Source organism: Novosphingobium sp. AP12 (assembly GCF_000281975.1).
Taxonomy (GTDB): Bacteria; Pseudomonadota; Alphaproteobacteria; order Sphingomonadales; family Sphingomonadaceae; genus Novosphingobium.
On record NZ_AKKE01000079.1, the window covers coordinates 46010 to 59900 of the forward strand.

General features: G+C 67.3%; 11 protein-coding genes and 1 tRNA gene. 8 read left to right on the forward strand and 4 right to left on the reverse strand.

Annotated features, from left to right (window positions below):
- Positions 1-21 precede the first annotated feature (21 nt).
- The 3 genes from mfd to PMI02_RS13610 form a co-directional block, all read right to left on the reverse strand.
- Positions 22-3513 carry a transcription-repair coupling factor gene (gene mfd / locus PMI02_RS13600; protein WP_007683560.1) on the reverse strand — a complete coding sequence of 1164 codons (3492 nt, stop codon included), beginning with the start codon at positions 3511-3513 and terminating at the stop codon, positions 22-24.
- 426 nt (positions 3514-3939) lie between these two features.
- Entirely contained in the window at positions 3940-4212 is a 273-nt protein-coding gene (locus PMI02_RS13605) for a succinate dehydrogenase assembly factor 2 (RefSeq protein ID WP_036503805.1), read from the reverse strand.
- Positions 4213-4258: 46 nt separating this feature from the next.
- A complete protein-coding gene (locus PMI02_RS13610) occupies positions 4259-4681 on the reverse strand; it encodes a host attachment protein (protein ID WP_007683563.1) in 423 nt (140 codons plus the stop codon).
- Positions 4682-4795: 114 nt separating this feature from the next.
- On the opposite strand from PMI02_RS13610, the gene recG reads away from it, so the two are divergent.
- Together recG and PMI02_RS13620 are read left to right on the forward strand one after the other, a co-directional pair.
- On the forward strand, positions 4796-6853 hold the full coding sequence (recG, locus tag PMI02_RS13615; RefSeq protein ID WP_007683564.1) for an ATP-dependent DNA helicase RecG: 2058 nt from the start codon (positions 4796-4798) through the stop codon (positions 6851-6853).
- A gap of 133 nt (positions 6854-6986) precedes the next feature.
- Entirely contained in the window at positions 6987-7781 is a 795-nt protein-coding gene (locus PMI02_RS13620; RefSeq protein WP_007683566.1) for a FadR/GntR family transcriptional regulator, read from the forward strand.
- Between the two features lie 45 nt (positions 7782-7826).
- Here PMI02_RS13620 and PMI02_RS13625 read toward each other — a convergent pair.
- Positions 7827-7903, reverse strand: a tRNA-Pro gene (locus tag PMI02_RS13625).
- Positions 7904-8066: 163 nt separating this feature from the next.
- Here PMI02_RS13625 and thyA point away from each other — a divergent pair.
- The 6 genes from thyA to PMI02_RS13655 all read left to right on the forward strand — a co-directional run bounded on the left by thyA (position 8067) and on the right by PMI02_RS13655 (position 13718).
- Positions 8067-9032, forward strand: coding sequence for a thymidylate synthase (gene thyA, locus PMI02_RS13630; RefSeq protein WP_007683568.1), 966 nt, complete (start codon positions 8067-8069; stop codon positions 9030-9032).
- Positions 9033-9125: 93 nt separating this feature from the next.
- On the forward strand, positions 9126-10436 hold the full coding sequence (locus PMI02_RS13635; protein WP_007683570.1) for a 3-methyl-2-oxobutanoate dehydrogenase (2-methylpropanoyl-transferring) subunit alpha: 1311 nt from the start codon (positions 9126-9128) through the stop codon (positions 10434-10436).
- Positions 10429-11493 carry an alpha-ketoacid dehydrogenase subunit beta gene (locus tag PMI02_RS13640; RefSeq protein ID WP_007683572.1) on the forward strand — a complete coding sequence of 355 codons (1065 nt, stop codon included), beginning with the start codon at positions 10429-10431 and terminating at the stop codon, positions 11491-11493. The genes PMI02_RS13635 and PMI02_RS13640 overlap by 8 nt, the downstream gene beginning before the upstream one ends.
- A gap of 4 nt (positions 11494-11497) precedes the next feature.
- Positions 11498-12799, forward strand: coding sequence for a dihydrolipoamide acetyltransferase family protein (locus PMI02_RS13645; RefSeq protein ID WP_007683574.1), 1302 nt, complete (start codon positions 11498-11500; stop codon positions 12797-12799).
- A gap of 11 nt (positions 12800-12810) precedes the next feature.
- Positions 12811-13116, forward strand: coding sequence for an iron chaperone (locus tag PMI02_RS13650; protein ID WP_007683576.1), 306 nt, complete (start codon positions 12811-12813; stop codon positions 13114-13116).
- Between the two features lie 17 nt (positions 13117-13133).
- Positions 13134-13718 carry a YdeI family protein gene (locus PMI02_RS13655; protein WP_007683578.1) on the forward strand — a complete coding sequence of 195 codons (585 nt, stop codon included), beginning with the start codon at positions 13134-13136 and terminating at the stop codon, positions 13716-13718.
- The last annotated feature ends 173 nt before the right edge of the window (positions 13719-13891 follow it).

The window sequence follows — 13891 nt, forward strand, 5'->3', positions numbered from 1 at the left end:
TCCCCGGCACCCCCGTCTTCCTCACCCCTTGCGAGCCACCGCGCTCAAACCCTTGGTCAGCTGCAGCAGACCGTTGAGCCTGCTCTTGGGATCGCCCCACGCGCGCTGGAGCACCAGCTTGTTGTCCGGTCGCAGCTTCACGGTGCCCTGCAGGCGCTCGGCGTAGGCGATGAGCCCGGCGGGGTTGGGGAAACTGTCGTTGTGGAAGCTGACGAGCGTACCGCGCGGGCCGACGTCGATCTTGGCGATGTGCGCCTCGATGGCCTGCCGCTTGATCTGGATGAGCTGAACGAGGTTCGCGGTCGGCTGCGGCAGGGGCCCGAAGCGGTCGATCATCTCGGCGGAGAGCGATTCGATTTCCTGCCGGCTCTCGGCATCGTTGAGGCGGCGGTACAGCGCCATGCGCACGGCGAGGTCCGGGACGTATTCCTCCGGGATCATGATCGGGGCTTCGACCGTGATCTGCGGGGACAGGCCCGAGGTGTCCTTCTCCAGTCCGACGCCGCCCGCGCGCGCGGCGAGGATCGCGTCCTCCAGCATCGACTGGTAAAGTTCGAAGCCGACTTCGCGGATGTGCCCGGATTGCTCGTCGCCCAGCAGGTTACCGGCGCCGCGAATGTCGAGGTCGTGGCTGGCGAGCTGGAAGCCGGCGCCTAGCGAGTCGAGGTCGCCGAGCACCTTGAGGCGCTTTTCGGCGACTTCCGACAGCGCCTGCCCGGCGGGCGACGTCAGGTAGGCGTAGGCGCGCAACTTGGAGCGCCCGACGCGGCCGCGCAGCTGGTAGAGCTGGGCGAGGCCGAAGCGGTCGGCGCGGTGGATGATGATCGTGTTGGCACGCGGAATGTCGAGACCCGATTCGACGATCGTGGTCGAGAGCAGGACCTCGTACTTGCCCTCATAGAAGGCGCCCATGCGCTCCTCGACCTCGCTCGGGCTCATCTGGCCGTGCGCGGCGATGCTCTTGACCTCGGGGACGTGCTTCTGCAGCCACTCCTCGACCTCGGGCATGTCGGCGATGCGGGGGACGACGATGAAGCTCTGGCCGCCGCGATGGTGCTCGCGCAGCAGGGCCTCGCGCATCACCATGTCGTCCCATTCCATCACGTAGGTCCGCACCGCGAGGCGGTCGACCGGCGGGGTCTGGATGGTCGAGAGTTCGCGCAGGCCCGACATCGCCATCTGCAGCGTGCGCGGGATCGGCGTGGCGGTGAGCGTCAGGACGTGGACGTCGGCCCGAAGCTGCTTGAGCTTTTCCTTGTGAGTGACGCCGAAGCGCTGCTCCTCGTCGACGATGACGAGACCCAGGTTCTTGAAGTTCACCGACTTCGAGAGGATCGCGTGGGTGCCGCAGACGACGTCCATGGTGCCCTCGGCCAGCCCGTCGCGGGTGGCCTTGGCCTCCTTCTCTGGGACGAGGCGCGAAAGGCGGCCGACGTTGAGCGGGAAGCCGGCGAAGCGCTCGGCGAACCCGGAATAGTGCTGGCGCGCGAGCAGGGTGGTCGGCGCGACGACGGCGACCTGCTGCCCGGCCATGGCAGCGACGAAGGCGGCGCGCAGGGCCACCTCGGTCTTGCCGAAACCGACGTCGCCGCAGACGAGGCGGTCCATCGGGCGGCCCGAGGCGAGATCCTCCAGCGTGTCCGCGATCGCGGCTTCCTGGTCCTCGGTCTCGGCCCAGGGGAAACGGTCGATGAACTGGTTGAACGAGCTTTCGTCGGCCACCAGCGCCGGGGCTTCGCGCAGGGCGCGCTCGGCGGCGGTCTTCATCAGCTCGCCGGCGATTTCCTGGATGCGGTCCTTGAGCTTCGCGCGGCGCTTCTGCCACGCCTCGCCGCCCAGCTTGTCGAGCACCGCGCCCTCGCTCTCGCTGCCGTAGCGCGAGAGGACGTCGAGGTTCTCGACCGGGATGTAGAGCTTGTCGCCGCCCGAGTAGGTCAGCATCACGCAGTCGTGCGGGCTCTGGCCCACCGGGATCGACTGCAGGCCCTCGTAGCGGCCGATGCCGTGGTCCATGTGGACGATCAGGTCGCCCGGGGTCAGCGCCGCCAGTTCGGCAAGGAAGGCGTCGCTGTCCTTCTTGCGCTTCTTGCGGCGCACGAGGCGGTCGCCGAGGATGTCCTGCTCGGTGATGACCTCGACGGAATCGTTGGAGAAGCCGGTTTCCAGCGGCAGCACCAGCGCGGCGGAGCGTCCCTGCACCGCGAGGCCGAGCGCTTCCTGCCAGGTGTCGGCAAGGCGCGGCTCGGGGCTTTCCACTTCGCCCAGGATCGAGGCGAGGCGCGCGCGGCTGCCGGTGGAGTAGGTCGCGAGGATCGCCTTGCGGCCGGACTTGGCGATGGCCTTGAGGTGCTTGGCGGCGGCCTCGTAGGCATTGTCGCCGCGGGCGCGCTCGGCGGCGAAGTCGCGGGCGTTGCGGAAGCCGAAGTCGAGGACCTTGGCGCTTTCCGGCTGGGCGAAGGGATCGGCGCGGTGGACCGGGTGGGCGGTGACGGCGAAGTCGAACTCGTCCCGGGTGAGATAGAGCGAGTCGATCGCCAGCGGGCGGTAGGAACCCGCCTTCTGGCCCGAGGTTTCTAGCCGCGCCTTGTGATAGTCCGCGATGTCGGTGAAGCGCTCGTCCACGGCGCCCAGCGCAGGGCTGTCGATGACGATCAGGTCGTCGTCGCCGAGGTGGTCGAACAGGGTGACCAGCCGGTCCTCGAACAGCGGCAGCCAGTGCTCCATCCCGGCGAGGCGGCGGCCGTCGCTGACCGCCTGGTAGAGGGGGTCGGCGGTGGCGTTGGCGCCGAACATCTCGCGGTAGCGGGTGCGGAAGCGCTTGACAGTGTCGTCGTCCAGCAGGGCTTCGCTGGCGGGCAGCAGCAGGTGGTCGGGCACCGTGCCGGTCGAGCGCTGGGTGCCGGTGTCGAACAGGCGCAGCGTTTCCAGCTCGTCGCCGAAGAAGTCGAGGCGCAGGCCACCGGGGCCGTCCGGGGTATTCAGGCCAGACGGCACGATGTCGAAGATCGAGCCGCGCACCGCGAACTCGCCCGCGTCGATCGCGGTGTCGGTGCGCTGGTAGCCCTGGCGGCGCAGCAGCGCGATCAGGCTTTCGTGGCCCACTTCCATGCCGGGCTTGAGCAGCCGCACCGATTCGCGGATGCGGAACGGCGTGAGCACGCGCTGGAGCAGGGCGTTGGTCGTGGTGACGAGCAGCTGCGGGCCGGTGCGCTTGAGCTGCAGCCGGTGCAGCGCGGCGAGGCGCCGGGCGCTGACCGACAGGGCCGGGCTGGCGCGGTCGTAGGGCAGGCAGTCCCACGCGGGAAACTCCACCACGTCGAGCTCTGGCGCGAAGAACTGCGCGGCGTCGGCCACGCTGCGCATCGCCGCCTCGTTGTCGGCCACGAAGACGGTGCGGCCTTTTGCGGCGACGGCACGGGCGAGGTCGGCCATGACCAGCGGCTGGCTGCCACGGGTCACCGAAGCCAGCGTCAGCGGCGTCGTGGCGGAAAGGATGCGGGAAAAATCAGGCATGTCGGGGATGAGGGCGAGATATGCGGTAGTTGCCGCAAATTCAATCGCCTTGGTGGCCGCAGCGGCGGCGAATCCGTTTTCCTACAGCGCGGGCTGCGCGGTACTCCGGAAAGGAATGCGGCAAGGGTGCGGAAGGAGAGCGGTGATGGGGATCGTGGAAACACCGGATATCGCCTCGCGTGGCGGGGCAAGTCCAACCTGGAAGGCGCCAGGTGCGCGGTGCAAGGCGACACTTTCAGCGCACAAGGCGACGCTTTCAGCGCACAAGGCGACAGGTGCAACTCTGCAAACAGGCATTTGCAGACGCAAGGCGACACTTTTGCCGCACAAGGCGACAGTTTTTGGGCCAAGACGCGGAGTTTCGCCTCTGGACCGTGTAAACCGTGTAAACCTGTCGCCTCGCAGGACGGACAGATCCGCCGCCGGTCAGTCCCTCGGAATCACCACGTAATCCAGCTTCATCATGCGCTCGATCAGGGGGCCGCGGTATTCTTCGGGGATGCTCAGGGTGCCGAGCGCCCAGCCCATGATGTCTACGTCTTCCTCGTCGATCATGCGCTCGAACAGGACGATGTCGTCCTCGGACCATTCGGCATGGAAGCGGTCGAAGAAGCAGCCGATCATGTAGTCGGCCTCGCGGGTGCCGCGGTGCCAGGCGCGGAACTTGAGGCGGGCGAGGCGAGGCGAGAGTTCGGTCATGACCGCGCCGTTACAGCGCGGCGCGGTCATGGGCAACAGGTCGCGCTCAGCTATGCAGGACGCGGATGATCTCCTGCGCAGGCCGGCCGGTGAGGTTCTTGGGGACCTCGGCGACGAGCACGTCCTTGAGCTGCTTGTGATAATGGCGCCGCATCTCGCCCAGCGAGCGCGGATCGGCGACCACGACGAGCTGCTCGATGTCGCGGGAGAGGACCTGCTGGTTGAGCCAGCCCGCCACCGCCGCGACGTGCGCGCTTTCGTCGAGCGCATCGTTGCTGCCATCCCCGGTGCGCGCGGAGTGGCGGGTCGGCCCGTCCAGGCGGCGCGAGCCGGCGCTGAAATTGGTCGCCTCGAGGTCGGGCACGTCCACCGCAGTCAGCCGGGGCTCGGCTTCCATGCCCGAGTTGCGGTAGAGCTCGAAGTTCTCTCCGTCGACGATCGCGAACACGGTTCCGTGCGGCAAGAGCATGGGCTTCTCCTTCATTGCATGCCCAACGCCAACGGAGCTGTGGGCAACTCGGTTCCGGCAAAGCGCCGCCGTGTCTGGCGAAACGGTGCGCACTCGCGCTAAGAGGCGAAGGTAATGCGGCCCGAAGCACTCAATTCCCTTTTCGTCGAAGTCGAGGCGCTGGAAGGCGTCGGCCCCAAGCTGCGCAAGCCGCTGGAAAAGCTAGGGCTTACCCGTATCCGGGACCTGGCCTATCACCTGCCCGACCGGTTCGTGGAGCGCCGGGCCATCGCCAACCTCGACGAGGCGAGCGTGGGCGAGAATGTCATCATCGCGCTGACGCCGCGCGAACACCGCTCCCCCAGCGGGCGCGGGCCGTTCCGTGTGCTGGCGGAGGACGCGGTGGGCAATGTCTGCACGCTGACCTACTTCGGCCGGGCATCGTATTCCGCCAAGAAGCAGCTGCCGGTGGGCGAACTGCGCTGGGTGGCCGGGCGGATCGACCAGTACGGCCAGATGCTCCAGATCGTGCATCCCGAGCACGTATCGGAAGATTCCTCCGCGCCGATCGGCCAGCTTTGCGAGGCCGTCTATCCGCTTTCCGAAGGACTGACGCAGGGCCGCGTCGGTTCGCTGGTCGGACAGGCGCTGAAGGGCCTGCCCGAGCTTCCCGAGTGGATCGAGCCCGGCCTCATGGCCAAGATGGGTTGGCCCGTATGGCGAGAGGCGCTGACCGAGGTGCACCGCGCGGTCCACGCGCCCGCGCGCGACCGGCTGGCCTACGACGAACTCCTCGCCAACGCGCTGGCGCTGATGCTGGTGCGCGAGAGCAACCGCGCGCAGCGGGGCACGCCGCTGATTGGCGACGGATCGCTGCGGGCTAAGCTGCGGCTGCCCTTCGCCCTGACCGGCGCGCAGGTCCGCTCGATCGGCGAGGTCGAGGGTGATCTCGCGCAGGCCTCGCCGATGCTGCGGCTGCTGCAGGGCGACGTCGGCTCGGGCAAGACGGTGGTGGCGCTGTCCTCGATGCTGATCGCGGTGGAGGCAGGGGCACAGGCGGCGCTCCTGGCGCCAACCGAAATCCTCGCCCGCCAGCACTATGATACGCTGTCGCGGATGTTGCAGGGCACCGGCGTCGAGATCGCGCTCCTGACCGGGCGCGACAAGGGCAAGGCGCGCGAGGCGATCCTGATGGGGCTTCTGGACGGGTCGATCCAGATCGTGGTCGGCACCCACGCGATCTTCCAGGATGCGGTGGCCTACCGCAATCTCGCGCTGGTTGTAATCGACGAGCAGCACCGCTTCGGCGTCGGACAGCGGCTCATGCTCACGCGCAAGGGCCGCCGGGTGCCGCATACGCTGGCGATGACCGCGACGCCGATCCCGCGCACGCTGACGCTGGCGCAGTACGGCGAGATGGAAGTCTCCAAGCTCGACGAACTGCCACCGGGACGCCAGGCGATCGACACCCGGGTCGTCGCAGTCGAGCGGATGGACGATGTTGCCGGTGCACTCGCCCGGCACATCGCGACCGGGCAGCAGGCCTATTGGGTTTGCCCGATGGTCAACGAGAACGAGAACGACGACCTCGCCGCCGCCGAGGCGCGCTACGCGGCGCTTAAGGAGCGCTTCGGCGATACCGTGGCGCTCGTCCACGGCCAGCTTCGCCCGGAGGCAAAGGACGCGGCGATGGAGCGGTTCGCGCGCGGAGAGGCGAGCCTTCTGGTCGCGACCACGGTGATCGAGGTCGGCGTCGACGTGCCCAACGCCACGCTGATGGTGATCGAGCAGGCCGAGCGATTCGGCCTCGCCCAGCTGCACCAGCTGCGCGGGCGTGTCGGGCGCGGGGCGGAGAAATCGACGTGCCTGCTGCTGCGCGGCGGCCAGCTTTCCGAAACCGCGCGGCAAAGGCTGGCACTGATGCGCGAAACTCAGGACGGCTTCCGGCTTGCGGAGGAGGACCTGCTCTTGCGCGGCGGCGGCGAACTGCTCGGCACCCGGCAGTCGGGCGACACGCCGTTCCGCATCGCCAGCTTGGAGCAGATCAGCAAGCTTCTCCCGCTGGCTCACGACGACGCGCGCCTGCTGATCGAGCGAGACGGCGGGCTGGCGGGCCCAAGGGGCGAGGCGGCGCGGCTGCTGCTCTACCTGTTCGAGCGGGACTGGGGGGTTCAGCTACTCCGCTCGGGCTGATACCGATCGCATCGCCGATCTCGGTAATGCGGTTTGACCAATGACGACGGCGCACTTGCGCGGGCAACCGTGCAGATGATACCAAATGCGCCACATAAGATCATAAATCGGTCAGACCGCAGGGAGAGTGGCAATGAACCGGGAACAGGGGACGGCCCAGTGCGCCGGGCAGGACGAATCGCATGCGCCGAGGCTCTATCGCAGGGTCGCCGCGCAGCTGATGGATGAGGTGCGGGCAGGGCGCTATCCGGTCGGCGCGCGGATGCCGGCGGAACGCGAACTCGCGGTCCAGATGGGTGTCAGCCGCCCGATCGTGCGCGAGGCACTGCTGGCGTTGGAAGTCATGGGCATCGTCGAAGTGAAGCTGGGCTCGGGCGCTTACGTCCTGCGCTCGCCCGAGGACGAGCCCGTCGCAATCGACGCCTCAGAGGTCACGCCGATCGAACTGGCGCAGGCCCGCCTGATCTTCGAGGGCGAAGCCGCCTCCCTGGCGGCGGTGAACATCGCCGAGGAGGAACTCGCGCTGATGGACCAGGCCGTCGCCGACATGAATCGCGAGGACGGGACGTTTGAGGACTGGCAGGCGGCACTGACGCTGTTCCACCTCACCATGGCCAAGGCCACGCGCAACGTCGCGGTGGAGCGCGGGGTGCGCGACCTGTGGGACATGCGCTCGCGCTCGCCCGAATGCCGCCGGATGCTGGAGGAAGCGCGCAACTACAATTACCGCTACAGCCTGGAGCAGCACGTCGAGATACTGGCGGCGCTGAGGGCCCACGACGCCGAGCGCGCCAGGGCGGCGGTGCGGATGCACCTGCAAGGCTCGATCAACCATGTGCTGATGGCGCTGGAGGAGCGAGCGGTCGCCGATGCCCGGGCGCGGGTGGCGGAAATCCGCTCGCGTTATTCCACCGATGGTAAGCGCTGAAACGACAAAGGGCGCGTCCCGAAAGACGCGCCCTTTGCGAATAAATGGTCGGGGAAAGAGGATTCGAACCTCCGGCCCCTGCCTCCCGAAGACAGTGCTCTACCAGGCTGAGCTATTCCCCGACCGGAGGGCGATCCGAAGACCGCCCGGGGCAGGAGCGCGCCTATATAGGGCGACTCCGGGGGTGGCAAGGGGGCTTTGTGGAATTAATTGAGAGGGGTGAAGAATGCGCGGAAATGGGGGTGCCCGCTTCCCATGCCGGGCTCGCATAGGTAGGTTTTGCGCATGACGACCACCACTCTTCGCCCCGATCCCGCCCCCGCCGCCGTGACACCGCACTGGGAGCACCAATACCTCGATCTCATGCGCCGGATATGGACGCAGGGCGACGAGCGGGTCGACCGTACCGGCGTCGGCACCCGCGCCCTGTTCGGAGAGACGATCCGGTTCGACCTGTCGGGCGGGGCGATGCCGCTGCTCACCACCAAGCGCGTCTACTGGAAGACCGCAACGCGCGAGATGCTGTGGTTCCTCACGGGCGACACCAATATCCGCAAGCTCTGTGCGCAGGGCGTGGAAATCTGGACCGACTGGCCGCTCGACCGCTACCGCCGCGAGACCGGCGAGGCGATCGAGCGCAAGGACTTCTCCGCAAGGATCGTCGCCGATGAGGCCTTCGCGCTCGAATGGGGGGACCTTGGTCCGGTCTACGGCAAGCAGTGGGTGGATTGGCCGACCTACGAGCCGGCGGGCGAAGGCCTGTTCAGGAACGGCCCCGGCATCAACCAGGTCGCGCAGGTGGTCGAGAGCCTCAAGGCCAACCCCGGCAGCCGCCGTCACATCATCGAGGGCTGGAACGTCGCCGAGCTCGATTCGATGGCGTTGCCGCCCTGCCACAAGACCTATCAGTTCCATGTATCGGGGGGACGGCTGTCATGCCTGCTGTACCAGCGCAGCTGCGACCTCGGCCTTGGCTTCGCGTTCAACATGTGGTCACTGGCGCTGCTGACGCGGATGCTGGCGCAGCAATGCAACCTCGAGCCGGGTGAGGCCGTTTGGACAGGCGGTGATGTCCACCTCTACCTCAACCATGCGGCGCTGGTCGAAGAACAGCTGTCGCGCGACCCTTCCGGAGAAGCCCGGATGACGATCCTGCGGCGTCCCGAATCGATGTTCGATTATCGGATCGAGGACTTCGACGTGACCGGATATGCCCCTCAGGCGCATATCGCCGCGCCGGTTGCAGTCTGATTTGACATTACCGAGAGTTGAAATATTATGACCCTACCGTAGAATTTTGATACTCAAGGTTCTCGCGGCCGCACACTGGCGGGAGAGCGTGAAATGGCCGAAGAGTCGGCAAGAACTGGCAAGCCGCGGGGCAATCTGCCGCCGCTGGAACTCTATGTGCCCGAGCCGAGATACCGGCCCGGAGACGTCGTCGATTACTCGCATCTGCCGGTGCCGCCGGCGGGCAAGCTGCCCCGCCCGGACGAGGCCTGCGCCGCGGCCGACACCTGGCCGCTGACCCTCGACATGATTCGCGTTCTGGACGAGGACGACCATGCGGTCGGCGCATGGAATCCCGGCCTCGATCCCGAAAGCCTGCGCCGCATGCTGCGCACGATGGCGCTCACCCGCGCCTTCGACGACCGGCTGTACCGCAGCCAGCGTCAGGGCAAGACCAGCTTCTACATGAAGTCCACCGGCGAGGAGGCGATCGCGGCCGCCTGCGCGCAGGCGCTTGCCGACGACGACATGGTGTTTCCGAGCTATCGCCAGCAGGGCATCCTGATCTCGCGCGGCTATCCGCTCGTCGACATGGTCAACCAGATCTACTCGAACCGGGCCGATCCCCTGAAGGGCCGCCAGTTGCCGATCATGTATTCGGCCAAGGACTACGGGTTCTTCTCCATTTCCGGCAACCTCGCCACGCAGTTTCCGCAGGCGGTAGGCTGGGCGATGGCGAGCGCGATCAAAGGCGACACCCGCATCGCCACCGCCTTCATCGGCGAAGGATCGAGCGCCGAGGGCGACTTCCACGCGGCGATGACTTTCGCGGCCGTCTACAACGCGCCCGTCGTTCTGCACGTCGTCAACAACCAGTGGGCGATCTCCAGCTTTTCCGGTTTCGCGGGCGCCGAGCGCACGACATTCGCCGCCCGCGCGACCGGATACGGTATCGCGGGCCTCCGGGTGGACGGCAACGACGCACTCGCCGTCTACGCGGCGATGGAGTGGGCCGCCAACCGCGCCCGCGCCAACCAGGGCCCGACGCTGATCGAACACTTCACCTACCGCGCCGAGGGGCACTCCACCTCGGACGACCCTTCCGCGTACCGCTCCGCGCAGGAGCGCGAGGAATGGCCGCTCGGCGATCCGATCATGCGCCTCAAGAAGCACCTGATCGCTCTTGGCGAATGGTCCGAGGAACAGCAGGAGGCGATGGACCGCGAACTGGTGGAGCAGGTCAAGGTCGCCACCAAGGAAGCCGAGAAGAACGGCGTGCTGGGCCACGGCATGCACCACCCGTTCCACACCATGTTCGAGGACGTCTTCGAGGAACTGCCCTGGCATCTCGAGGAGCAGGCCGACCAGGCCATCCGCGAGCGCGAGACCAAATGGCCGGAATGGAAGGAGCGGGGCGATGCCTGAGGACAATTCGGTGAGCCTCGCCGATGACGTGAGCGAAGCTCCGACCAAGCAGATGAACATGATCGAGGCGATCAACGACGCCCTCGACATCATGATGGCGCGCGATCCGGACATCGTGATCCTGGGCGAGGACGTGGGCTATTTCGGCGGCGTCTTCCGCGCCACGGCGGGGCTCCAGAAGAAGTTCGGGCGCAACCGCGTGTTCGATTCGCCGATCAACGAATGCGGCATCATCGGCGCGGCGGTGGGCATGGCCGCCTATGGCCTGCGGCCGGTGCCGGAGATCCAGTTCGCCGACTACATCTACCCCGGCCTCGACCAGCTCATCAGCGAAGCGGCGCGCATGCGCTACCGCTCGGCGGGTGAGTTCACCGCGCCGATCACGGTGCGCTCGCCGTTCGGCGGCGGCATCTTCGGCGGGCAGACCCACAGCCAGAGCCCGGAGGCGCTGTTCACCCACGTCGCCGGCCTGAAGACGGTTATTCCGTGCACGCCGCGCGACGCCAAGGGCCTGCTGATCGCCTCGATCGAGGACAACGACCCGGTCATCTTCTTCGAGCCCAAGCGCATCTACAACGGTCCGTTCGACGGCTACTACGACAGGCCCTCGCGGACCTGGAAGGGGCAACCCGGCGGCGACGTGCCCGAGGGCTACTACAAGATCCCGCTCGGCAAGGCGCGGATCGTGCGGGAAGGCGCGGCGCTGACCGTGCTGTCCTACGGCACGATGATCCACGTCGCCGAGGCGGTGCTGGCCGAAAAGGGCATCGACGCCGAAATCATCGACCTGCGCACGCTCGTGCCGCTCGACATAGAGACTGTGGAAAAGTCCGTGGAGAAGACGGGCAAATGTCTGGTGATACACGAGGCGACCCGCACCTCCGGCTTCGGCGCCGAACTCTCCGCGCTGGTGCAGGAGCGTTGCTTCTACCACCTCGAAGCGCCGGTGGAGCGCGTGACCGGCTTCGACACGCCTTATCCGCACAGCCTCGAGTGGGCCTATTTCCCCGGTCCCGTCCGCATCGGCGAGGCGGTCGATCGTCTGATGAAGGATTGATCCGATGGGTCGCTACACATTTACGCTCCCCGACATCGGTGAAGGCATCGCCGAGGCCGAGATCGTCGCCTGGCACGTCAAGGTCGGCGACACGGTGGAAGAAGACGGCCGTCTGGCCGACATGATGACCGACAAGGCGACGGTCGAGATGGAAAGCCCGGTTTCGGGCGTCGTCGTCGAAGTGGCGGGCGAGGCGGGCGACGTGATCGCCATCGGCTCCGCTCTGGTGGTGATCGAGGTCGAGGGCGCGGGCAATGAAACCGCCGCGCCCGCTCCCAAGGCAGCGGTGGTCGAGGAGCGGATCGAGGTCGAGACGCCTGATGCCGGCGACGTGGAACGGGTCGAGGCTGCGACCCGCCCGGCACCGGCACGCGAGCCTGAGCCTCAGATCAGGCCCGAGCCTGTCGAAGTCCGCGAAGCGCCTTCTGCTTCCGCCAAGGTCCTCGCCAGCCCGGCGGTCCGCAAGCGGGCCAAGGACCTCGGCATCGACCTTGTCGAAGTGCGTTCCGCCGAGGACGGCCGCCTGCGCCATGCCGACCTCGACGCGTTCCTCGCCTACAACGCCGGGGGCGGTTTCCAGCCTGCGGGCGGCAAGCGCGCGGACGAGCAGGTGCGCGTCATCGGCCTCAGGCGCCGCATCGCCGAGAACATGGCGGCCTCCAAGCGCAACATCCCGCACTTCGCCTATGTCGAGGAATTCGACGTCACGGCGCTCGAGGAAACCCGCGCGCAGCTCAACGAGGGCAGGGGAGACCGGCCCAAGCTGACGATGCTGCCGTTCCTCATCACCGCGATCTGCAAGCTGCTGCCCAAGTATCCTATGCTCAACGCCCACTACGACGATGAGGCCGGCGTGGTGACGCGTTATGGCTCGGTGCACTTGGGCATCGCGGCGCAGACCCCCGCCGGGCTCATGGTGCCGGTGATCCGCGACGCCCAGGGCCGCAACCTCTGGCAGCTCGCCGCCGAGATCACGCGCCTTGCGCAGGCTGCGCGCGACGGGGCGGCGAAGTCGTCCGAACTGTCGGGCTCGACGATCACCGTAACCTCGCTCGGGCCGATGGGCGGCGTTGCGACGACGCCGGTCATCAACCGCCCCGAAGTCGCCATCATCGGCCCCAACCGCATCGTCGAGCGGCCGATGTTCGTGAAGGACGCCACTGGCGCCGAGCGCATCGAGAAGCGCAAAATCATGAACATCTCGATGAGCTGCGACCACCGCGTGGTCGATGGCTGGGATGCCGCGAGCTTCGCGCAGGACCTCAAGAAGCTGATCGAGGCGCCGGCGCTCATCCTCGCGGGCTAAGGAGGTAGAACGTGGACCGGGACCCGCGCGTGGATGATTACATCGCCGCCATGGCGCCCCCGGTCCGTGCCCTGCTCGAACATCTGCGCGAGGCTGTCCACCGGGCGCTCCCGGAAGGATGCGAGACGATAAAGTGGAAAGTCCCGCACTACACCGTCGATGGCTGCAACATTGCCGGGCTCGCCGGCTTCAAGGCGCACTGCTCGCTCGGCATCCACGGCGATCCGGCGACGAGCCGCTACGTCAAGATCGCCGCGTTCGACAAGATGCCGCCCGATGCGGAACTGACCGCGATGTTGCATGATGCCCGCGACTGAATCGCGGGGACCAAGCCATGAGCCGAGATGCGCGCATCGACGAGTATATCGCTAACGCGGCGGATTTCGCCCGCCCGATCCTCGAGCACCTGCGAGACCTCGCCCACAACGCGCTCCCCGGCGCCGAGGAGGCGATCAAGTGGGGGATGCCGCACTTCCTCGTGAACGGCAAGAACGTCGCGGGGATGGCCGCGTTCAAGGCGCACTGCACCTTCGTGATCCACGGCGACGGGCGACAGGGCGACGCGATGGGCCAGTTCGGCCGCATCACCGCGATAACGGACCTCCCCGGCGACCCGGAACTCGCCGATAAGCTGCGCGCCGCGCGCGACCGGGTCGAGACGAAGGGCACGGCGCAGAAGACCGGCGGCGCCCGCAAGCCCAAGCCCGAGATACCGATGCCGGACGATTTCGCGGCACTGCTCGATGCCGCGCCGACTGCGCGCGGGACCTTCGATGCCTTCGCACCCTCCCACCGCCGCGACTACCTCGAGTGGATCACCGAGGCGAAGACACAGACCACGCGGGACAAGCGCATGGCGCAGTCGGTGGAGTGGCTGGCAGAGGGCAAGAAGCGCCACTGGAAGTACGAGAGCTGCTGATGCGCGGCAGGGGCTGGAGGGCCCCTTTGCAGCCTCGTCGGCCTCTCCAAGAAGGTCGGCGCAAAAAATCCACAAGGCTCCGGGAAGGCGGTTGACAGCCCCGGATGGCTGGCCTAGTGGCGGCGCTCCCAAGCGGACGCAACCGCAAGAACGCGGGTGTAGCTCAGTTGGTT